The 20,041-nt window shown below is 65.5% G+C and carries 22 protein-coding genes; 11 read left to right on the top strand and 11 right to left on the bottom strand.

Going from position 1 to position 20,041, the window contains the following annotated elements; genetic code table 11:
* The first annotated feature begins 187 nt into the window (after nt 1–187).
* Nucleotides 188–886, top strand: coding sequence for a thiamine diphosphokinase (locus AC3A6I_RS15110; RefSeq protein WP_487544558.1), 699 nt, complete (start codon nt 188–190; stop codon nt 884–886).
* A complete protein-coding gene (gene blaOXA / locus AC3A6I_RS15105) occupies nt 886–1,671 on the top strand; it encodes a class D beta-lactamase (RefSeq protein ID WP_487544556.1) in 786 nt (261 codons plus the stop codon). Before AC3A6I_RS15110 ends, blaOXA begins: the two co-directional genes overlap by 1 nt.
* Nucleotides 1,672–2,261: 590 nt before the next feature.
* On the opposite strand, the gene rpoH is transcribed toward blaOXA, so the two are convergent.
* Nucleotides 2,262–3,149, bottom strand: a complete 888-nt coding sequence (gene rpoH / locus AC3A6I_RS15100; protein ID WP_487544555.1) for an RNA polymerase sigma factor RpoH — start codon at nt 3,147–3,149, stop codon at nt 2,262–2,264.
* A 186-nt stretch (nt 3,150–3,335) separates the two neighbouring features.
* A complete protein-coding gene (locus AC3A6I_RS15095; RefSeq protein WP_487544554.1) occupies nt 3,336–4,355 on the bottom strand; it encodes an RluA family pseudouridine synthase in 1,020 nt (339 codons plus the stop codon).
* On the opposite strand from AC3A6I_RS15095, the gene AC3A6I_RS15090 reads away from it, so the two are divergent.
* Complete coding sequence (locus tag AC3A6I_RS15090; protein WP_487544553.1) at nt 4,354–4,707, top strand: hypothetical protein; 354 nt, start codon at nt 4,354–4,356, stop codon at nt 4,705–4,707. The genes AC3A6I_RS15095 and AC3A6I_RS15090 overlap by 2 nt on opposite strands.
* Nucleotides 4,708–4,716: 9 nt before the next feature.
* On the opposite strand, the gene AC3A6I_RS15085 is transcribed toward AC3A6I_RS15090, so the two are convergent.
* Nucleotides 4,717–5,844 (bottom strand): hypothetical protein, encoded by a 1,128-nt coding sequence (locus tag AC3A6I_RS15085; RefSeq protein ID WP_487544552.1) that lies wholly within the window; start codon nt 5,842–5,844, stop codon nt 4,717–4,719.
* 137 nt (nt 5,845–5,981) lie between these two features.
* Nucleotides 5,982–6,575, bottom strand: coding sequence for a DUF1134 domain-containing protein (locus AC3A6I_RS15080; RefSeq protein WP_487544551.1), 594 nt, complete (start codon nt 6,573–6,575; stop codon nt 5,982–5,984).
* A gap of 169 nt (nt 6,576–6,744) precedes the next feature.
* On the opposite strand from AC3A6I_RS15080, the gene AC3A6I_RS15075 reads away from it, so the two are divergent.
* Nucleotides 6,745–7,272: a YHS domain-containing (seleno)protein gene (locus tag AC3A6I_RS15075; RefSeq protein WP_487544550.1), complete on the top strand. Its 528-nt coding sequence runs from the start codon at nt 6,745–6,747 to the stop codon at nt 7,270–7,272.
* A gap of 62 nt (nt 7,273–7,334) precedes the next feature.
* A complete protein-coding gene (chpT, locus tag AC3A6I_RS15070) occupies nt 7,335–8,009 on the top strand; it encodes a histidine phosphotransferase ChpT (protein WP_487544548.1) in 675 nt (224 codons plus the stop codon).
* 194 nt (nt 8,010–8,203) lie between these two features.
* Here the strand turns inward: chpT and AC3A6I_RS15065 are convergent, their stop codons facing one another.
* A complete protein-coding gene (locus AC3A6I_RS15065) occupies nt 8,204–9,118 on the bottom strand; it encodes a calcium-binding protein (protein WP_487544547.1) in 915 nt (304 codons plus the stop codon).
* A 363-nt stretch (nt 9,119–9,481) separates the two neighbouring features.
* Here AC3A6I_RS15065 and AC3A6I_RS15060 point away from each other — a divergent pair, with 363 nt between their 5' ends.
* Nucleotides 9,482–9,856 (top strand): response regulator, encoded by a 375-nt coding sequence (locus AC3A6I_RS15060; RefSeq protein WP_487544546.1) that lies wholly within the window; start codon nt 9,482–9,484, stop codon nt 9,854–9,856.
* Between the two features lie 262 nt (nt 9,857–10,118).
* Here AC3A6I_RS15060 and AC3A6I_RS15055 read toward each other — a convergent pair whose 3' ends face one another.
* On the bottom strand, nt 10,119–10,985 hold the full coding sequence (locus AC3A6I_RS15055; RefSeq protein ID WP_487544545.1) for an alpha/beta fold hydrolase: 867 nt from the start codon (nt 10,983–10,985) through the stop codon (nt 10,119–10,121).
* A gap of 103 nt (nt 10,986–11,088) precedes the next feature.
* Nucleotides 11,089–12,006, bottom strand: a complete 918-nt coding sequence (locus AC3A6I_RS15050) for a phosphotransferase family protein (RefSeq protein ID WP_487544544.1) — start codon at nt 12,004–12,006, stop codon at nt 11,089–11,091.
* Nucleotides 12,007–12,108: 102 nt separating this feature from the next.
* Between AC3A6I_RS15050 and AC3A6I_RS15045 the strand changes: the two genes are divergently transcribed.
* The gene (locus tag AC3A6I_RS15045) at nt 12,109–13,755 is read left to right on the top strand and encodes an FAD-dependent oxidoreductase (protein WP_487544543.1); all 1,647 of its coding nucleotides are present in this window, start codon (nt 12,109–12,111) and stop codon (nt 13,753–13,755) included.
* A gap of 77 nt (nt 13,756–13,832) precedes the next feature.
* Here AC3A6I_RS15045 and ctrA read toward each other — a convergent pair whose 3' ends face one another.
* Entirely contained in the window at nt 13,833–14,543 is a 711-nt protein-coding gene (ctrA, locus tag AC3A6I_RS15040; protein ID WP_487544541.1) for a response regulator transcription factor CtrA, read from the bottom strand.
* Nucleotides 14,544–14,928: 385 nt separating this feature from the next.
* Here ctrA and fliI point away from each other — a divergent pair, with 385 nt between their 5' ends.
* Together fliI and fliJ are read left to right on the top strand one after the other, a co-directional pair.
* A complete protein-coding gene (gene fliI / locus AC3A6I_RS15035; protein ID WP_487545039.1) occupies nt 14,929–16,266 on the top strand; it encodes a flagellar protein export ATPase FliI in 1,338 nt (445 codons plus the stop codon).
* A gap of 28 nt (nt 16,267–16,294) precedes the next feature.
* A complete protein-coding gene (gene fliJ, locus AC3A6I_RS15030; RefSeq protein WP_487544540.1) occupies nt 16,295–16,708 on the top strand; it encodes a flagellar export protein FliJ in 414 nt (137 codons plus the stop codon).
* 70 nt (nt 16,709–16,778) lie between these two features.
* On the opposite strand, the gene AC3A6I_RS15025 is transcribed toward fliJ, so the two are convergent.
* The 3 genes from AC3A6I_RS15025 to AC3A6I_RS15015 all read right to left on the bottom strand — a co-directional run bounded on the left by AC3A6I_RS15025 (nt 16,779) and on the right by AC3A6I_RS15015 (nt 19,396).
* Nucleotides 16,779–17,402, bottom strand: a complete 624-nt coding sequence (locus AC3A6I_RS15025; RefSeq protein WP_487544539.1) for a PRC-barrel domain-containing protein — start codon at nt 17,400–17,402, stop codon at nt 16,779–16,781.
* 291 nt (nt 17,403–17,693) lie between these two features.
* Nucleotides 17,694–18,128 (bottom strand): GNAT family N-acetyltransferase, encoded by a 435-nt coding sequence (locus AC3A6I_RS15020; RefSeq protein ID WP_487544538.1) that lies wholly within the window; start codon nt 18,126–18,128, stop codon nt 17,694–17,696.
* Between the two features lie 158 nt (nt 18,129–18,286).
* Nucleotides 18,287–19,396: a zinc-binding metallopeptidase family protein gene (locus AC3A6I_RS15015; RefSeq protein WP_487544537.1), complete on the bottom strand. Its 1,110-nt coding sequence runs from the start codon at nt 19,394–19,396 to the stop codon at nt 18,287–18,289.
* A 135-nt stretch (nt 19,397–19,531) separates the two neighbouring features.
* On the opposite strand from AC3A6I_RS15015, the gene AC3A6I_RS15010 reads away from it, so the two are divergent.
* The gene (locus AC3A6I_RS15010) at nt 19,532–19,729 is read left to right on the top strand and encodes a hypothetical protein (RefSeq protein WP_487544535.1); all 198 of its coding nucleotides are present in this window, start codon (nt 19,532–19,534) and stop codon (nt 19,727–19,729) included.
* A gap of 89 nt (nt 19,730–19,818) precedes the next feature.
* The gene (locus AC3A6I_RS15005) at nt 19,819–20,004 is read left to right on the top strand and encodes a CsbD family protein (RefSeq protein ID WP_487544533.1); all 186 of its coding nucleotides are present in this window, start codon (nt 19,819–19,821) and stop codon (nt 20,002–20,004) included.
* Nucleotides 20,005–20,041: the final 37 nt, after the last annotated feature.

Below are 20,041 nucleotides of genomic sequence, written 5' to 3'. Positions count from 1 at the left end.
GTTCCTTCGGTTTGCGGCCATGTAGGATGAGGGACGTCAAATGGTGCGGACGCGCAAGCGCCCTTGCCATCTCGATCTTCCTCCGCCAGCATGACCTGGTTCAGGTTCTATGGGTAACTCTCAGCCCCGGGAAACGACCCGGGACACCCCAGCGAGACGCCTCGTAGATAGACAGAGTTCTCTTCCCGTGCAAGCGACTACCCCTCAAACTAACGTTGCGGTCTTTGACGACCTGCTCATCATCGTGGGCGGCGGAACGGTCGATTTCGACCTGTTGCGTGAGCTCTACGCCTCGGGCGGGCACCTCGTCGGGGCCGATGGCGGCGCCGACCAGATCGTCGCCGCCGGCCTCAAGCCCGAGCTGATCGTGGGCGATTTCGATTCGCTGCAGAACCCGCATGCCTGGCTGGGGAAAACCCGGCTGATGCAGATTTCCGAGCAGCTCACCACCGACTTCGAGAAGGCGCTCTATTCCACCCGCGCCCCGGTAACCGTGGCGCTGGGGATGACCGGCCGCCGCTTCGACCACACGCTCGCCGCGCTCGACGCGGTCACGCGCCATGCCAGCAAGCGCATGGTGGTGATGGTCGACGAGGAGGATGTGGCGCTGGCGCTGACCGAGAAATTCAGCTTCACCGTCGCGGCCGGCGAGCGGGTCTCGATCCACCCGCTTCTGCCGGTGAAATTCTGGAGCTCGGACGGGCTCAAATATCCCCTCGATGCGATCACGCTCGCTCCGGGCGTGCGCACCGGCACGTCCAACGAGGCGCTGACGGGGCCGTTCACCATCGTCCCCGAAGAGGGTATGCACGCGCCGTACCTGCTGATCCTGCCGCGCACCTATCTCGCGCCGCTGATCGCCAAACTCCTGCTCGAGGCCCGCTGATGCGACTGTTGTTTGCCCTCGTGGCGATGTTGGCTTTCGCCGGCACGGCTCGCGCCGAAGTCGCCTGCCTGCTCATCGCCGACGCGCGCGACGGCGCGGTGCTACATCGTGAAGGCGATGGCTGCGACGAAGGGATTGGTCCGGCCTCCTCGTTCAAGTTCGCGCTCAGCGTCATGGGCTTTGATGCCGGCATCCTGACCGCGCCGGACGAGCCCGCCTGGCCATACGAGGCGCGCTACGAGGCCGTCCGGGCCATCGACAAGGAAACGACCACGCCGCGCCGCTGGCTCAAGGAATCGGTGCTGTGGTACTCGCGCGTCCTCGTCGAAAAGCTCGGCGCCGAACGCTTCGCTGCCTATGTGCGCGATTTCGGCTACGGCAATGCCGATGTGTCGGGCGATCCTGGCGCCGGCAATGGCATGACCCATTCGTGGCTCAACTCGTCGCTGCAGATCACCCCAGCCGAGCAGTTGAGCTTCGTGAGCCGGTTCCTCCGCGGCGAGCTGCCGGTCGACATCACGGCGATCCGCCAGACGGTCGCCGCGATGCCGCATTTTTCCGCCGGTGGTTGGGACATCCAGGGCAAAACCGGCACCGGCTACATCAAGGAAGCCGACGGCCAGCGCGGCAACCGCCAGTTCGGCTGGTTCATCGGCTGGGCCACGCGCGGCGACCAGGCGCTGGCGTTTTCATACCTGCAGAAGAACACCAAGGCCGGCGGTAGCGCGCTCGGGCTGCGCGTACGCGATGACCTGCTGGCGCGGTTGGGTGAGTTGGTGGAATAGACCCAGGGGCGGAGTTTTCCCACTCCTCATCCGCCCTTCGGGCACCTTCTCCCACAGGGGGAGAAGGGTCCTCCACTGGCATCGCGGTCGGGCCTTATCCCTTGATGGGAGAAAGGTGGGCGAAGCCCGGATGAGGGTGGAGCCGCACGCATTTGCTTCAATCCTCGGGGCGGGGAGGGGCCACCGTAGGCGGTGGAGGGCGGTCACAAGTACTTCCCTCTCAGTCGTCATCCGCTTGTAGAGCGCGCCCACAGCACCAACCCACTGGCCGTCATCCCGGCGAACGCCGGGACCCATTGCTCAGTTAGGAAAAACGAGGCTCGCACCCAACCGGTCCGTCACGGCAAGGTCGGCCTTGTCAATGCGGGGGTGACACCGTGCACTGGGTCCCGGCGTTCGCCGGGATGACGGTCGGTGAGCGGGAGGCAATCGCCGCCCCAACACCGCGAGATCGACGCTACAGCGACAGCATTATCAGCGAGCCGAGCGCGACGGTTTCGGCCACGATGATCCACCCAGGTGGTGAACAGGCTGCGCAAATAAAAAGGGCCGCTCTGCAGCGGCCCTTTACATTCTCTGGTGCGAATCGCTTACAGCGCGGCTTCGCGCGACTTGGCGTGGGCGGCCTTCTGCACCGCGTCCTGGACCTTCTCGAAGGCACGCACCTCGATCTGGCGGATACGCTCGCGGCTCACATTGTATTCCTGGGCCAGCTCTTCGAGCGTCGCCGGGTCATCTCGCAGGCGGCGCGCCTGGAAGATGGCCTTTTCGCGGTCGTTCAGGTCCTGCATGGCCTTGTTCAGCAGCCCCATGCGCTCGGAAAATTCCTCGGTTTCGCCGAGGGTCGTTTCCTGGTCCGGCGTGTCGTCGGCGAGCCAGTCCTGCCACTCGGAGGCGCCCTCGTCGGCGCGCATCGGCGCGTTGAGCGAGGCGTCGCCGGACAGGCGCTGGTTCATCGACACGACGTCGGCTTCGGTGACGTTGAGCGTGGTCGCGATCTGCTTGATCTGATCAGGGTGCAGGTTGCCGTCATCGAGGGCGGCGATCTGCCCCTTGATCTTGCGCAGGTTGAAGAACAGGCGCTTCTGCGCGGCCGTGGTGCCGATCTTCACGAGGCTCCACGAACGCAGGACATATTCCTGGATCGCGGCGCGAATCCACCACATGGCATAGGTCGCCAGCCGGAACCCCTTTTCGGGCTCGAAGCGCTTGACCGCATGCATGAGGCCGACATTGCCCTCCGAGATGACCTCGGAAATGGGCAGGCCATAGCCACGATAGCCCATGGCGATCTTGGCCACGAGCCGCAGATGCGACGTGATCAGTTTCTGGGCCGCACCCGGATCCTGATGCTCCTTGTAGCGCTTGGCGAGCATATATTCCTCGTCCGGCTCAAGCATCGGAAACTTGCGGATTTCTTGGAGATAGCGGCTGAGACCTCCCTCAGCCGAAAGCACAGGCAAATTGGTCTGGGCCATGTTGCACCCTCGTCTTTCCCCCGGCGTCCCGGGCAGATGGCCAGCCCGCATCCTTCCGGCAGGCGGGCAGGCAGTATAGTTTATATAGGTCGAAAACGGGCCTTGATAAGACCCACCTATCCGCCACCACAATGCCGGCGACTGCATTACGGTTGCATTGCGGCCGGATCAGTTCGGTCGATTTTCCTAGCGGGCAAAGGCCCGGTCGAAGGGCTCGATCGCTTCGGCCAGCGCCGCCAGGTCGGGCGGCAGTGGGGCTTCGAAGAACATTTCCTCGCCGCTGGTCGGATGCTCGAAGCCGAGTTCGGCTGCATGCAACGCCTGCCGTCCCAACGTCTCGACCACGGCTTTGGCTGCATTTGGCAGGCGATTGGCCTTGGTGGCGAAGCCCGGGGCGTAGAGCGGGTCGGCGACCAGCGGGTGTCCGATATGGGTCATGTGCACGCGAATCTGGTGCGTACGCCCGGTTTCGAGCTCGCAGCGGATGCGGGTGATGTCCCAGCCCTCATCGCCGAAGCGCTGTTCGACATGGTAGTGGGTGATGGCCTCGCGTCCGTCCTTGCGTACAGCCTGTTTCAGCCGGTTGTTCTGGTCGCGGCCCAGTGGCGCTTCCACGGTGCCGGCGGCCTGCTGGGTGCGGCCCCAGCAGAAGGCGATATAGGCGCGGTGCAGCGGCCCGGATCGGCCGTGATCGGCGAACTGGGCGGCGAGATGGTTGTGCGCCTGCTCGGTCTTGGCGGCGACCATCACGCCCGACGTATCCTTGTCGAGGCGGTGGACGATGCCCGGCCGCTTCACCCCGCCAATGCCCTTGAGGCTATCGCCGCAATGGTAGAGCAGGGCGTTGACTAGGGTTCCGGTCAGGTTGCCGGGTGCCGGGTGCACTACCATGCCGACCGGCTTGTTGATGACGATCAGGTCGTCGTCCTCATAAAGGATATCGAGCGGGATGTTCTCGGGCGTCGGCTCGGCCTCGACCGGCTCGGGCGCGCTGAGTGTGACCTCTTCGCCCGCACGCAGCTTGTATTTCGGCTCAGTGACAGCTTGTCCGTTGATCGCGACCGCACCTGCCAGTATCAGGTCCTTGATCCGGTTGCGCGAGAACACCGGCACGGCGCGGGCCAAGGCGGCATCGAGCCGGCTGCCGGCGTCGGACGCCTCGACCGTTACCGTCCACTCCTGTTCCTCGCCGGAAAAGTCCTGCATGAGCGATCCTCAAACCCCCGATACCGAGAAGACGCCGGAACTGACGCCGGCCGCGGTCGCCGTGCTGACCCGGGCGCGCAAGAGCTTCTTCATCTCGATCGGGCTGCTGCTTTTGGGCCTTATGGCCATCGGCGGCGCGGTTGTCTACCGCACATCGCAGAACAACAGCGCCGCGGGTGGCGACTATGTCATCGCCGCGCTGAATATCCCGGCCGGCGCCGAAGTGGTTTCCGCCGTTGCAGCAGATGGGCGGGTCACCGTGACCTATCGCCTGGGCGCGATGACCAGCGTGCGCATCTTCGACGGCAAGTCGGGCGAGATGATCCGCGAGATCCCCGTGGTCAGCGAGTAGCCGCGGCGGCTAGTTATTGTCCTGCAGTTCGCGCAGGGCTTTCAGCCGATCCGAAACCGCTTGGCCCTCGGGCGGGGTGCCGCGGCGGGCATTGGGGCCGAGTACCGGAGTGGCAGCTTCCTCGGCGTCGACGAATTTCTGCATCCGGTCGGCGAGGCTTTCCTCCGCCTCGACCGGGTCGTTGCCTTCGAGCGCATAAACGATCTTGCTGACGTCGGAGGCGATGTCGTTCAGCCGCTCGCGCAGGTGCGACTGCTCGATGCGGTCGCTGTCCCAGTCGGCCATCACCGTCTCTTCGACATTGGCGACCTTGTCGCGCAGCCGCTCCATCTCCTCTTCGAGGTTGAGCTTTTCAGCGAGCAGCAGGTCGCGCTGCTTGTCGCCGTCGTCGACGATGCGGGTGGTTTCGGCGAGCAGGCTCGAGACGCGTGCCTCGGCATCGGCGATGCGGGCTTCGGCGTCGGCGAGGTCGGACTGGGCGGTGCTGGCGGAATCCGAGCGATCGGCCAATTGCTGGCGGAAGTTCATGGACTCCGCCTGGACTTCGGCCAGGTTTTTGCTGGTATTTTCGAGCTGTTCCAGGAGCTTGCGGTTCTGGGTTTCGAGGTGGTCGGCGCGCTTGCGCTCGGTCCTGAGCTCGTCGCTCTCGGTGCTGCCGGCGGCGCCGCGCAGGCTTTCGCGGGCGGCTTCGAGCTGGCTCGATTTTTCGGTCAACTCCCTGTCGCGCATACGCAATTTCTGGGTGACGTCGGCCGCCTCCTTCTCCAGTTCGAGGATCCGGCGGCGGGCCTCGGCCTCGCGCTCCTCAAGTTCGCGGACGATGGTGAGGTGGTTGTCGCGCTCACCCTTGATGCCGGAGAGCTCGGATTTCTTGCGGTTCACGTCCCGCAACTGGTCGGCGAGGCGGCGGCGGAGGGCTTCGACGTTCTGCTCCAAGCGTCTGGTGGACAAGGCGAATTCGGCGCGGAGCTGGTCCTTGTCGGCGCGGAATTCGGCCATGGTCATAGGGGTGGCAGCTTCGATGCGCTTCTTGGTCAGGCGCACGGCGCGGCGCCAGACGGCCGGCAGCAGGATCAGCGCCAGCAACCCGGCGACGAGCAGGCCGAGGACGAAATACATAATGTTTTCAATGACCATAACGCTACGTCCAACCACGCTCCCGCGCCGGCATTCTAGCGCAAGCGGATTAAGCGGTCACGACCAAGTGTGACAGGGCCGCTGCCCTGTGGAGGCCGCGATCCTGCTGCAATGATGAACGATGTCTGAACGTTCGTTCAGAACGGGTTCCAGGTCGGTTCCTGGGTGAACTTCAGGTAGCCCACATTGATGCCGAGGCGGGCGCCAACGCCGGAGCGGATCGGAACCATCACCACGTCACCGTACTTGACCACGGTCATGCCGAAGCCGCCCAGCACGTAGGCGGAGCCGTCGACGCCGGGATAGCGGCCATAGACGTCGGAAACCTGGCTGAGGTTGTAGACCAGCATCATGACCTTGGAGCCATCGCCGCCGAAATCGAAGCCGATGCTGGGACCCTGCCAGAAGATCGGGTACTCGCCCTGGTTGCGGGTATACATGGTGCCTTCGCCGTAGCGGGCGCCGGCGAAGATGGCGCCGCCGGCTTCCTCGCCGAGGATATAGGCGTTGGGCAGGCCGAACTGGCTGACGGCACGCTCGACCACCGAAGCGAGGCCCTGCGAAACCGAGCCGAAGAACTGGTGGCCGGTGTCGATCAACTCGTCGCCGGAATAGTTGTCCGAGAGCGAGCCCTGCTGCTGGGCATAGGACAGGGTGGGCGCAAGCACCAGCGTCGCCGCGGTCAGCGCAACGAAGGCGGCAAGGATCAGGTAGATCATGCGATCAAGCATGGGAACTCCCGGTGACTTCTGTGCGGGGGCAGTCCATTTACGCGGTCCTTACCTTGCGGGCGGTAGGCTCGGCGCATCTGGTCCTGCTCAGGTGACCTCAAGCTAGGCCTTCATGGCGGCAATGATGCGGCAAAACCGTAAACAAAACTTAACCATAACGGGCGGGATCGTGGCGCTTCTGGTCGCCCTCGGCCTGAGCGGCGTGGCGCCGGTCTCGGCCGCCGCGCTGGTGACGGCGGTCGTCGCCGATCCGCTCACCGGGGTGGCGCTCGAGGGCTATGATCCGGTGACCTATTTCATCGCGCCGGAACCGCAGCTGGGCTCGGCGGACTTCGAAGCGAGCTGGGAAGGGGTGACCTGGCACTTCGCGTCCGCAGCCAATCGCGACGTCTTCCTCAAGAACCCGGAAATCTACGCGCCGCAATATGGCGGGCACTGCCTGATGAGCCTGTCGCGGGGCTACCTGTCGGACGGCAAGCCGCGGCTCTACGTGATCACCGGGATGAAGCTCTACCTGTTCTACTCGGTCGCCAACCGCGAGGCGTTCTTCGCCAGCGGCGACGGTGCTGCGGTGGGAGAGGCGAACGGCAAATGGCCGGCGCTAAAGGCACAGCTGACCGGGGCGGAGGCGCCGGTGATGGTGGAGGCCGCAGCCACGCCCGAAACGGCCGAACCCAAGGCAGACGCTACCCACTAGGGCGAGCCGGGGTGTTGCGGTTAGTGTAACCCAAATCTGATTCGACGGAGAGGCCCGACATCATGGCGGATATCATCGAGCTCAAGGCGACCGACCTCGCGGCCATGTTGTGCTCGCGCGTTTGCCACGACCTGATCAACCCGGTGGGCGCCATCGGCAACGGGCTCGAAGTGCTCGCCGACCCGAGCCAGACGGCGATGGCGGACGGCGCGCAGGAACTGATCGCCAACTCGGCCAAGCAGGCGCGCGCCAAGCTGGAATTCGCCCGGCTGGCCTATGGCGCGAGCTCGACCGCCGGTACCGATTTCGACACGCGCGAGTGCGAGCGGGTGGCCAAGCTGCTGTTCGAGATCGAGAAGGCCGATCTCGACTGGCAGGTGCCGCTGATCCTGTTGCCCAAGCACAAGGCCAAGCTGCTGATGAACATGCTGCTGATCGCCTCGATGGCGGTGCCGCGCGGCGGCGTGGTGACGGTGAAGGTGGAAGGCGCGGCCGGAGCGGAGCGTTTCGTGTTCACATCGAAATCCGATCCCGAGAAGCGGCAGAAGACGCTGATGCCGGCGGGCGCCGAGGGATTGCTGTCGGGCGCGCCGGAAGGTGGCGTCGACGCACGCGGAATCCAGCCGTTCTACACGGGCATCCTGGCCCGGATGACGGACATGGAGCTCAAGATCAGCGTCGAGGGCGATACGTTCGAGTTTACTGCGACGCCGAAGGCTGTGGCTGCGGCGGCTTAGGGTTCGCACGGGTTACCACCCGCTCGGTTGTCATCCCTGCGAAGGCAGGGATCCATCCTTTCCACCTGCGCGAGCTGAGAGTTGGACCCCTGCTTTCGCAGGGGTGACAGCCGGTGGGTGTGGTCGCCCCCTCCACCGCCTACGGCGGTCCCCCTCCCCCGCTCGCGGGGGAGGATTAGAGGTGCCTCACTCTTCTAGAGGATGAAATCGGCGGCGCTCAGTGATGCGCCGAACTCGGTTTGCACTTCGATTTCGAAGTCGGCGAGGCCGTCGCCGTTGGTGTCACCTGAGACCAGCAGGTGGCCGGTGCTTTCGAGGGCGGAGACGCGGAGTTCGCCGGCGGTGCCGGAGAAGTCGGCGGCGCCGATGAAGCTGAAGGCTTGGTTGCCGGTGCGGGCGGCGTTGGCGTCGATGAGGCCGAGGTGGATGCGGTCGCTGGTGGCGCCGGTGCCGTCGTTGGCGGTGAAGTTGAGGATGAGGTCGCGCTCGGCACCGACGGCACTGTCGGTGACGGTGCGGAAATCGAAGCGGTCGGCGCCGATATGGTCGCCGAAGAAGGGTGGACCGTACTCGCGGTCGCCGCCCTGCATGACGTCGCGCCCGAGGCCGCCAACGAAGATTTCGAGGCCGTAGCCCGTGCCGGTCAAAGTGTCGTTGCCGGCGCCGGCGAGAATGAGCCCGGGCTCGACCGTGTTGTTCATCGAGATGATGTCGTCGCCGTCGGTACCGGTCGCGGTGATGGTGTGGTTGTTGCCGAACGCGAAGCGTTCGATGCCGGTATAGTCGTTGAGGTCGAGGTTGATCGTGGCGCGCAGCTCGTCATTGCCGCCGGTGTCGATGACGATGTCGGGCGCATAGTGAATGAGGTAGATATCGTCGCCCTCGCCGCCGATCAGGGTGTCGAGGCCGTGGCCGCCGACCAGGCTGTCATTGCCGGCGCCACCTTCGAGCGTGTCGTCACCTCCATTGCCCCACAGCTGGTCGTCGCCTCCAAGGCCGAGGATGTGGTCGTTCTGCGGGGTGCCGCGGATGAAATCGTCGTTCTCGGTGCCGACCAACTCGGTGGCGAAGGCACCGTCGTCCACGTCATCGGGAAACTCGGGCGGCATGTGTTCCTCCAAAACGATTGCCTGAAGCGAGCTTAGCCGGGGCGTCGAACGCCCGGCTGCGCGTTGCCGGAATGGACGGTGCGCAGGCGCTGCAGAGCGAAGGCGAAAAAGCGTTTGAACAGCATCTGGCGTCGCTGTGGGCCTGCTCACGAATTGAGCAACGCAAAGTCTTGTGCCGCCGATGTACGATTGACGGGCCGCATCGCCGGCCGGTCGCCAAGTTTCGAACGGTGCGGTAAGATTCGTATGCATCGCCATGCAAAGCGCGGCACGATTTCAGTGTTTACTAACCAATGATGCGCACAGTTGGGGACATGGACGGGCTGCGGCGGCAAGGGTCGCCTCCGTTCGGAGACAGCTGAAATGAAGTCCTGCCTCGTGGTCGACGACTCCAGCGTGGTGCGCAAGGTTGCGCGCCGCATCCTGGAGGATCTCGACTATATCGTGGACGAGGCCGAGGACGGGCAGGAAGCCTTCGACAAGTGCCGGCAGGAAATGCCCGACGCGATCCTGCTCGACTGGCAGATGCCGATCCTGAGCGGGCTCGAGTTCTTGAAGCTGTTGCGGGGCTATGTCGGCGGAAATGCGCCGCGTGTCGTCTATATGGTGACCGAGAACGATATCGGGCAGATCGCCATCGCGCTGAAGGCCGGCGTCGACGACTACATGATGAAACCGTTCGATCGGGACCATCTCGAGGCGAAGTTCATCGATCAGCCGGCGCGGGCTACGGCTTGACGCTTGCTTCCGCTCGGCGGGCGGGTTTCGACATCTCATTCCACCTCGCGTGTCACCCCTGCGAAAGCAGGGGTCCAACTCACGGCCAGTGCTGGTGGAGAGATGGATCCCTGCTTTCGCAGGGATGACAGCTGGTGGGTGGGCAGGCATCGGAGCCCGGCACGGTGGCGGAGAACACGGTGCACTTGGCCGCCCCCTCCACCAGCTTCGCTGGTCCCCCTCCCCCGCCACGCGGGGGAGGACATGGAGAGGCCCGTGCCGATCACATCCCCATAAAGCCCTTCGGGGTCTCGCCCTGGAGGAAGGGTTCGATGAAGCCGTAGAGCAGGTCGGTCTGGTTGATGACCGCGGTGTGCGAGGTGGCCGGGAGGATGGCGAGGCGCGAGGCGGGGAGCGGCGCGCCCATGTCGCCCATGCCGCCGCCGCCGAGCAGACGGAACAGCGCGACATTGTGCTCGAGGGTCGAGACGTCGGCGTCGCCGGCGATGATCAGGACCGGGGTCTTGAGCTCTTTGACGTCGGCTTCCCAGGCCATCGGTTCCTTTTCGAGCGCGATCAGCTTTTCGGCGAAGGCGCGGAAGCCGTCGGGGTTAGGTGCGAGCTTCTTCCACTCTTCCTCCATCGGGCCGCCGGCGAACATATCGACCGACATCTGCGGGATGAAGGCGGTGAAGGCGGGCTGCCAGCCCGAGATATCGTAGGCCACCGAGGCGGCGACGAGCTGGTCGACCTTCTCGGGATGGCGAATGGCGAGCTGCAGGCCCGCGGCCGAGCCCATCGAATAGCCGAACACGTCGGCCTTCTCGAGGCCCACCGCATCCATGAAGGCGGCGACGTCGTCGGCGAGGTTGGGATAGGTGATCGGGCGATCGATGTCGTTGGTGCGGCCGTGGCCCTGGAACTCCAGCGCGTAGACCTTGTGGGTCTCGGCAAGGCGCCCGACGATGTCGCCCATGGTCTCGATGTTCATGTAGGCGCCGTGCAGGATGACCAGCGGATCACCTTCGCCGGAGACCTCGTAGTACATCTGCATGCCGTTGACTTCGACGCGGTCGCCGACCGGCTCGGACTGGGCAAAGGCGGTGGTGGTCATCAGCAGCATCCCGGCAATGATGGTGGTGCGAAGCATGTGTCGTCTCCTTGGATGGGGCGCCCCCAAGGCGCCTCCCTGCCAACACGACGAGCGCTTAACGCGCGGATCGACAGGTGCGGCAGATTTTTTTCGAGATTTTTCAGCGAAGGCGGGAGAGGGCCAGCCGGGTCCAGGTGAGATCGGCTTCGAGCGTGCGGCCGGCGGGGCGCTCGTCGGGGGCGCTGCCGCGACGATCGGCGAGGAAGCCGATGGCGCTGGCGGCGTTGAACAGGCCTACGCGCGCGGGGTCGATGGCAGTGCCGCCGGCGGTGCGATAGGCGGCGATGGCGGATTGGAGCAGGGTGTCGTCGAGGCTATCGAAGACGAGGTAGCGGAAATCGGCGTGGCGGTCGGCGAAGGCGGCGTCATCGTAGTCGAAGATGCCGGCGACTGATCCATCCGGGGCGAGGGCGAGGTTGTGGAGGCCGAGGTCGCCGTGGGTCAGGACGCGGTCGGTCACGGTGGCGGTGGTACGCTCGTAGGTATCGATTGCTGCGAGGCAGCGCTCGATCAGGGCGTGGTCGGCGGTGACGTGGGGCAGGTCGGCGGCGATGCGGGCGAGGGCGTGAGGCCAGGCGGAGCGTTCGGGGAGCCAGCCGGTCAGGTCGGCGGGCGGGACGCGATGGTGCTGGTCGGCGATCATGACGCCGAGTTGCCCGCCCAGCGCGCGGGCATAGCCGGGGTCGGCGAGGACTCGGCTGTAGGTGGCCCAGGGATCGACAGTGCCGGGGACGGCGGCGCGGAGCTGCCAGTTCGGGCCGGTGGCGAGGACGCGCGGGGTGGCGAAGCGGCAGTGGCTCGCGAGGAGCGCAAGGACGCGGGCTTCGCGGGCGATACGGTCGGCGCCGGTGGGATTGGTGGGGAACCAGGCGATGCGGTCGCCGGGGAGGAAGGCGACGAAGCGGTCGTCGCGGGGCTCGATGCGGATGTCGGCAGGGGCCGGATCTAGGCCGAGCGCCGCGGCTACCGCGGCGGGCTCGGGGGCGATCCAGTCGGGGGCGGCGAGCGGGTGTTCCATGCGGATTGAGTAGCCCGGATGGGCGGGCGGGCAAAGCGCATTGCCGGGTCCACGGGAAGCGGCTAGCACTGGCGCAGCTCTAGCCTGATACCGGGACCTGCCATGCTCACTGCAGACGATCTTGCGCCTGTTCCCATGTTCGCGGCCGAGGCCGAGCCGGTGCGGCAGGCGCTGGTGGCGGGGTCGGGCGATATCCGGCTGGGGGCGGGCGAGTTCGTGGTCTACGAGGGCGACGAGCCGATGCTCTACGCCGTGCTCGAGGGCAGGCTCGAGGTGATCAAGCGGGTCGACGGGATCGAGCGCAAGATCGGCGAGCGGCTGCCGGGGACGTTTATCGGCGAGGTGCCGATCGTCTACGGCACGCAGTTCCAGGCGGCGGCGCGGGCAGTGGAGCCAACGCACCTCGTGCGGATCGAGCCCAGGCAGTTCCATGCGGCGGCGGCGCTCTCGACCGAGCTGGCGCGCAAGATGGGCGAGCTGGCGCGCGAGCGGATCGGCGGGCTGCAGGGCATCATTGCGAATGCAAGGCGGGCCAAGGTGGTGCTGATCGGGCAGCGCTGGGACCCCGAGTGCCTCGCGGTACGGCGGTTCCTCGCCGGCAATCGCATCATGTTCGATACGTTCACCGCCGATGCGCCGGAGCTGGCGACGCGCTGGCAGGGGGAATTGCCGACGGCGGAGCAACTGCCGGCGGTGCAGGTGATGGACGGGCCGACGCTGTTGCGGCCGGGGTTCCGGGCGCTGGCCGAGGCGGTGGGGCTCGAGACCAAGGCCAAGGCGGCGCGCTACGATACGGTGATCATCGGCGGCGGGCCGGCGGGGCTGGCGGCGGCGGTGTATGGCGCGTCCGAGGGGCTGAAGACGCTGGTGATCGAGCGCGAGGCGCCGGGCGGGCAGGCGGGGACGTCGTCGCGGATCGAGAATTATCTCGGGTTTCCGGGCGGGATTTCGGGCGACGAGCTGGCCGGGCGGGCGCTGCTGCAGGCGAAGCGGCTGGGGGCCGAGGTGCTGATCACGCGGTCGATCGAGGGGATCGATCCGGTTGAGCGGGTGATCACGCTCGATGGCGGCGAGGCGATCTCGGCGCGGACGATCATTCTCGCGACGGGGGTGAGCTGGCGGCGGGTGGCGATCGAGGGGTTCGACCGGCTGATCGGCAAGGGCATCTACTATGGCGCGGCGCGGAGCGAGGCGGGGACGACGCAGGGGCTCGACATCCACCTGATCGGGGCGGGCAACTCGGCCGGGCAGGCCGCGATGTTCTTTGCCAGCCACGCGCGCTCGGTGACCATGCTGGTGCGCGGGGACTCGCTCGAAAAGAGCATGTCGCAGTACCTGATCGAGCAGGTGCGCAGCAAAGCCAATATCCGCGTGGCGCTGAACAGCGAGGTCGGCGCGGTGCATGGCGAGCAGAACCTCGTCGGGCTCGACGTGGTGGACCGGGTGAGCGGCGCGTCGCGGCGCGAGGAGAGCGCGGGGCTGTTCGTGTTCATCGGCGCCGATGCCGAGACGGACTGGCTGCCGGCGGAGGTGGCGCGGGAGGGGCACGGCTATGTGCTGACGGGCGAGGATCTCAGGCGGGCCGGGCGGTGGAGCGAGGAGCGCGATCCGTATCTGCTGGAGACGAGCGTGCCGGGGATTTTTGCCTGCGGCGACGTGCGGTTCGGTCCGGTGAAGCGGGTGGCGTCGGCGGTGGGCGAGGGCGCGATGGCGATCGCGTTCGTGCACCAGTATCTGGCACGGGGATGAGGGTGGAGCCGCACGGTGCAAAAAGCAAAAGCCCCACATTGGGCGGGGCTTTGTGACGTGACGTGTGCTGTCGGTGCCTAGGCGACGCTGGATTCGGCGAAGTTCTCGTTGTCGTCGGGTTCGCGCAGGACGTAGCCGCGGCCCCAGACGGTTTCGATGTAGTTCTTGCCGCCGGTGGCCACCGAAAGCTTCTTGCGGAGCTTGCAGATGAACACGTCGATGATCTTGAGCTCGGGCTCGTCCATGCCACCGTAGAGGTGGTTGAGGAACATTTCCTTGGTGAGCGTGGTGCCCTTGCGGAGCGAGAGCAGCTCCAGCATCTGGTATTCCTTGCCAGTGAGGTGCACGCGCTGCGTCTGCACTTCGACGGTCTTGGTGTCGAGGTTGACGCTGAGGTCGCCGGTGTTGATGACCGACTGAGCGTGGCCCTTGGAGCGGCGGACGATGGCGTGGATACGGGCGACCAGCTCGTCCTTGTGGAAGGGCTTGGTCATGTAATCGTCGGCGCCAAAGCCGAGGCCGCGGACCTTGTCCTCGATGCCGGCGAGGCCGGAGAGGATCAAGATCGGGGTCTGCACCTTGGCGACGCGCAGGGTGCGCAGCACCTCGTAACCCGACATGTCGGGAAGGTTCAGATCCAGCAGGATGATGTCGTAGTCGTAGAGTTTGCCAAGGTCGACACCCTCTTCACCGAGATCCGTCGTGTAGACGTTGAAACTCTCGGACTTGAGCATCAGTTCGATGCTCTGCGCTGTGGCGCTGTCGTCCTCGATCAGAAGCACACGCATGCCGTCAATCCTCTTAAACCGTTCCCTGCTGGAACACTGGGCCAAACGCCTGTTGCGTTCACCCTTAACCGAACCCTACTGGATATGACCCAAACCTAAGCGCAATTAGTTAACAAAGTTTAATTCTGATCCGCAAGGTTCTAATCGCCTCCCGCTAACGATATATTAAGTCGTTGATTTTGTTGAGGAAAATGCCGATTACCGACTTAAGAAATTAGGTTAAGAAAGGCTTTCAAGCGACTCTTGAGACTCAATGATTTCGGGGGATCGGGGTGGTCCGGAGCGGCCGCAGGCAGACCAGGCTCCGAGGCTATGGTTAACGCATTTTGTTTAACGTTCGGTTACGTTGGTTCAAAGCGATTCGTGCCACCGTCAACAGGGCCAGATGCAGTCCCTCAAAGCCGCCATCGATGCGATCGAAGAGGTCGAGGTGTTCGGCCGCGTAAAGACGGTGCAGGGCCTGCTCGTCGAGGTGGTCGGCCCAGTGCGCGAACTCAAGATCGGCGGACGGGTGGAGATCGAGACCACCGGTGGCGGCACGCTCAAGGCCGAGATCATCGGGTTTCGCGACGGGCACGCGCTGTGCCTGCCATTCGGGGCGCTGACAGGCGTCAGACTCGGCTGCAAGGCGGTGTTCAGGAGCCATGACGGCGCCGTGCAGCCGTCCGAGCATTGGCTGGGGCGGGTGATCAACGCGGACGGGGTGCCCATCGACGGCAAGGGGCCGCTGCTGCCCGGCCCGATCGCCTATCCGCTGAAGCAGCAGCCGCTGCCGGCGCATGAGCGCATGCGGGTAGGCGATCCGCTCGATATGGGCGTGCGCACGATGAACACGTTCACCACCATGTGCGAGGGCCAGCGCATGGGGATCTTCGCCGGCTCGGGCGTCGGCAAATCCGTCCTGATGTCGATGCTGGCGCGTAACGCGCAAGTCGATGTGGCGGTGATCGGGCTGATCGGGGAGCGCGGCCGCGAAGTGCAGGAATTCGTCACCGACTATCTGGGCGAGGTCGGCATCGAGCAGGCGGTCGTGGTGGTGGCGACGTCGGACGAGGCGGCGCTGATGCGGCGGCAGGCGGCCTACCTGACGCTGGCGCTGGCGGAGTACTTTCGCGATCAGGGCAAGCGGGTGCTGTGCATGATGGACAGCCTGACCCGCTTTGCGCAGGCGCAGCGCGAGATCGGACTTTCCATCGGCGAGCCGCCGACGGCCAAGGGTTACCCCCCGACGGTGTTCACGGAACTGCCCGGATTGCTGGAAAGAGCCGGTCCTGGATTGAAGGATAGCGGCTCCATTACCGGTCTATTTACCGTTTTGGTGGAAGGTGACGACCACAATGAGCCCATTGCGGACGCCGTTCGCGGCATTCTCGATGGGCACATCGTGATGGAGCGCTCGATCGCCGAACGGGGGCGGTACCCGGCGATCAACGTGCTCCGGTCCATATCTCGCACCATGCCAGGTTGCGTGCCGGTTGTTGTCCGGCCCGTCCTGCAGAAGGCGCGGGAGCTCATGTCGACATTTGCCGACATGGAGGAACTGATCCGGCTGGGGGCTTACCGGAAAGGATCGGATCCGGGCGTGGACCGCGCCATTGCGATCAACCCGGCGCTGGAGGCATTTCTCAGCCAGCAGCGGGAAGAACGCACCTCGATCGCCGACGGCTATGTCATGCTGGAGGCGATCCTGGACAAGGTGGCCAGCGGGACGCCAGTGAAGTGAGTGACTTGATGTGTAAGGAGTACAAGTCATGAAGTCGCGCAGCGAAAGCCTGATCCGGCTCAAGAAGTTTCAGGTGGACGAAAAGCGGCGTCAGCTGACGCAGATCGAGATGATGATTGCCGATTTCGAGCGCATGGCCGCCGAACTCGACCAGCAGATCGAGATCGAACAACAGAAAACCGGCATTTCGGATGTCGCGCATTTCGCCTATTCGACCTTCGCCAAGGCAGCGATGGCGCGCCGGGACAACCTGCTGGCTTCCGCGCGGGATATGCGCGGGCAACTCGAGGCGGCCCAGGACGCATTGGCCGAGGCGGTCGAGGACTTGAAGAAGGTGGAGCTGCTGGACCAGCGCGAGCACGGCCGCGAAGCGGCAGCCGACGCCAAGGCCGAACAGGCCGACTATGACGAGATCGGCCGGCTGCGTCACCGCCGGCACTGAACCAACTCTGTCGCCGCCGCAATGAAAAAGGCCCGCTTGCGCGGGCCTTTCGCGTTCTGATGTCTTGTCGTTACGGCGTGGCGGGAGCCGCCGGAGCCATCGCGCCACCGTCAGCTGGGGCAGCCGGGGCCATCGCGCCACCATCTGCCGGCGCCGGGCTCATGCCGTCGGCGGCAGGAGCCGCTGCGTCGTCGGTGGTTTCAAAGGCCGGGGCGGCGTCGAGGGTTTCCTTGGTGGTCGGCAGCACGAAGCGCTCCGAGCCATCCTCGGCGGTGACCCACTCGAGCTCGGCATAGTTCACGGCAACGTTCTTCTCGCCGATGCCGAGGAAGCCGCCGACGCCGATGATCACGGCAGCAATGTCGCCGGTTTCACCGATGACGAGATTGTTGACGTCGCCGATATGCTCGGCATCAGCGGCGCTGGAGGAATAGACCTGCTTGCCGATGATCTCGGTGGCGAGGTTGTCCTTGTCGGTAACCGTGTAGCCGGTGGCGAGAATGGAGTCGCCGGTCGCAGGGGCAGCAGTGGCCGCGGCGGGGGCGTCGGCTGGCGCCGGAGTAGCAGGGGCGTCGGTAGCCGGGGTGGCAGGAGCCTCGGTCGGGGCTGGAGTGGCAGGCGCAGCGTCCTGCGCGATGGCGCCGGCCGATAGCAGGGCGGCGATAGCAGTGGAGGTCAGCAGGGTGCGGAACATTGGGACGTCCTCTCGTTGTTGCCTTCATGTTGAGGCCGCGCAGGCGGGCTGCACGGCCGCATGAGAGACCAACGTGGCTCTGCGGCTGGCGTTCCTGCGACAAAGCGCGTGCTGACGAAAATATGAAAAGGACCGGCCCCGTGTTCGAGGTCCGGCCCAATACGCCTCCCAGCGTGCTGTCGAGGCGGCAGAGCGCCTCACATGAATCAAGTTAGCGTAAAATGCGGGGCAGTTGGCACGCGGCCGGGTTAACGGGTTAAGCGGGAGTTAACGGGCGGCGGTGAGCCGGCATCAATAAGTCTTCATGGCGAGATGGAGGATGCCGGAGCCGTCGTCGAATTTGTCGCCATAGGCGACGAAGCCGAGCTTTTCGTAGACGGCGGTTTTGTCATGCTGGGCAGCGAGCCAGAAGCGGGCGTGGCCGCGCTCGCGGCCAATCTCCATGGCGCGGGCGAGCATGAGAGAGGAGATGCCCCGGCCGCGCCAGGCGCGGGCGACGGCGACGCGACCGAGCTTGGCCTGCTCCGGCGTCTCGATGATCCGCAGCGTGCCGACCACGGTCCCGGCGGCGATGGCCACGAGGTGAGTGGCGGTGAGATCGTCGGCGTCGAACTCCTCGGCCTCGGGGATCTGCTGCTCGACGACGAAGACCTCGCGGCGCAGGGCGAAGGCGAGGTTGCAGAGCGGGGAGAAGACGGGAACGGGGAGGAGGGTGATGTCGGGCATGAGGCCGACATCAGCATGGACGGGCTAGAAAGGCGAGTGGGTCCGGCGTCGGCGCACTTGGCACCCCCCACCCCTGTCCCTTCCCCGCAAGGGGGAGGGAGACGCCCACATGGGTAACGGCGCTTGTGGCCGCCCCTCCACCAGCTTCGCGGGGAGGATCACGCCGGTTCGTTGATCGGGATGGGGCCCGTTGGGCCGGGGACGGTCCACTGGGCGGCGCCGGCGGTGCGGACGAGGGTGGCGATGAAGCCGAGCTTGGCGATGACGGCGGGGGTGAGGACGAAGGGGTAGGCGTCGTGCTGGCCGACGGCGCGGTTGAGATTGTTGATCAGCGAGGCGAGGGGGATCCAGTTTTCGACCAGGCCCTCGATGCCGCCGGAGTAGGGATCGAAATCGACCACCTTGGTGAGCTCGCCACGCTCGTCGAGCTTGGGATCGAGGCGGACGCCGAAGGCGGCGGCCATCTCGGTGGTGTCGGTGAGGTGGAGGTAGTGGGCGAAGGTTTCGGCGAAATCCTCCCAGGGGTGGGAGGTGGCGTAGGCCGAGATGTAGTGCTGCTGCCAGCCGATGGGAATGTCGTTGCCGTAGTAGCGGGAGAGCGCCCCGGCATAGTCGGCGCTTTCGTCGCCGAACAGGGCGCGGAACTCGGCATGGGCGGGCTGGTTGGCGACGAGGATATCCCAGTAGTAGTGGCCGATCTCGTGGCGGAAATGGCCGAGCAGGGTGCGATAGGGCTCGCGGAACTGGGTGCGCCGGTATTCGCGCGCGGCGTCGTCGGCCTCCTTGAGCGCAATGGTGACGATGCCGTTGTCGTGGCCGGTGAGGACAGGGGCGGGCGCAATGTCCTCGTTGATGAACTGGAAGCTGAGGCCGTGCAGCGCGTCCTCGTTGCGGGTGGCGAGGGGGAGACGCAGGCGAAGGAGCGAATAGATCAGGCGCTTCTTGGCGCGCTCGAGCGCCTGCCAGCGGCCCAGATCGAGCGGATCCTCGATATTGGGGATGAGTGCGTTGTGGCGGCAGGCGCGGCAGTAGGGATCAGCGCCGGGCGCGTAGGGGACGAGCCAGTTGCAGGCGCCGTGCGCGGCATTGGCGCAGAAGACGAATTCGCGGTTATCGAGGAAGGGCGCGGTGAAGACGTCCGGGCCACCCTCGAGCGAGACGAGGGCGTTGGATTGCGGCTCGTAACCGAGAGTGCGGCCGCAATGCTCGCAGCGGGTGTTTTCGAAGTAGAGAAGGTGACCGCAGTGGTCGCAGCGGAAAAGTTTCATGACGGGCCCCCGGGTGCGGTGAGAATGTTGCTGGGACAGAGGCGGTTCCAGCCCAACGGGGAATTAAGGTAGAGCGACGATGATCGATGCCGTGCGGGAATTTGCGGAAGGCCGTAGAGCGCGATGGCCAAGCGCATGACGAAGACGCTCGCGGCGGAAATCGCCGAGCGGGTGCTGAAGGTGGTGAACCCGGCCAATCGCCCGATGGCGCTGAGCGAGGCGCTCAGGCGGCACGGGTTCGGCTCGGCGACGCTGCCGACGGGCGGGCTGCCGGCCGACAAAGCCGCGATGGTGGCGTGGCTGCAGGCGACCTATCCCGGCGAGGGCGGCTAGCGCGCTGGTTGCGAACATTAAATTCTCGCAGCGGGGGAACGGCGCCGGCGGGCGGCCCGTTGTTCGGCCACCTGAAACGGAGGTTCAGAATGCCCCACAAGGATGAAGTCAAAGGTACGGCCAAGGAAGCCCGCGGCCACGTGAAGGACGCGATCGGCAAGGCGACCGGCGATGAGAAGCTGCGCGCCGATGGCGCGGCCGACAAGGCCGAGGGCAAGGTGCAGAAGGCGGTCGGCAAGGTGAAGGAAGCAGCGCGGGATGCGCTGAAGCACTGAGCCGGCGGTGAGCTGGATTTTTGAACCGGGCGCTCTG

The organism is Devosia sp. Soil_C_22, assembly GCF_057657195.1.
This window is presented reverse-complemented; position numbering and strand designations above follow the sequence as displayed.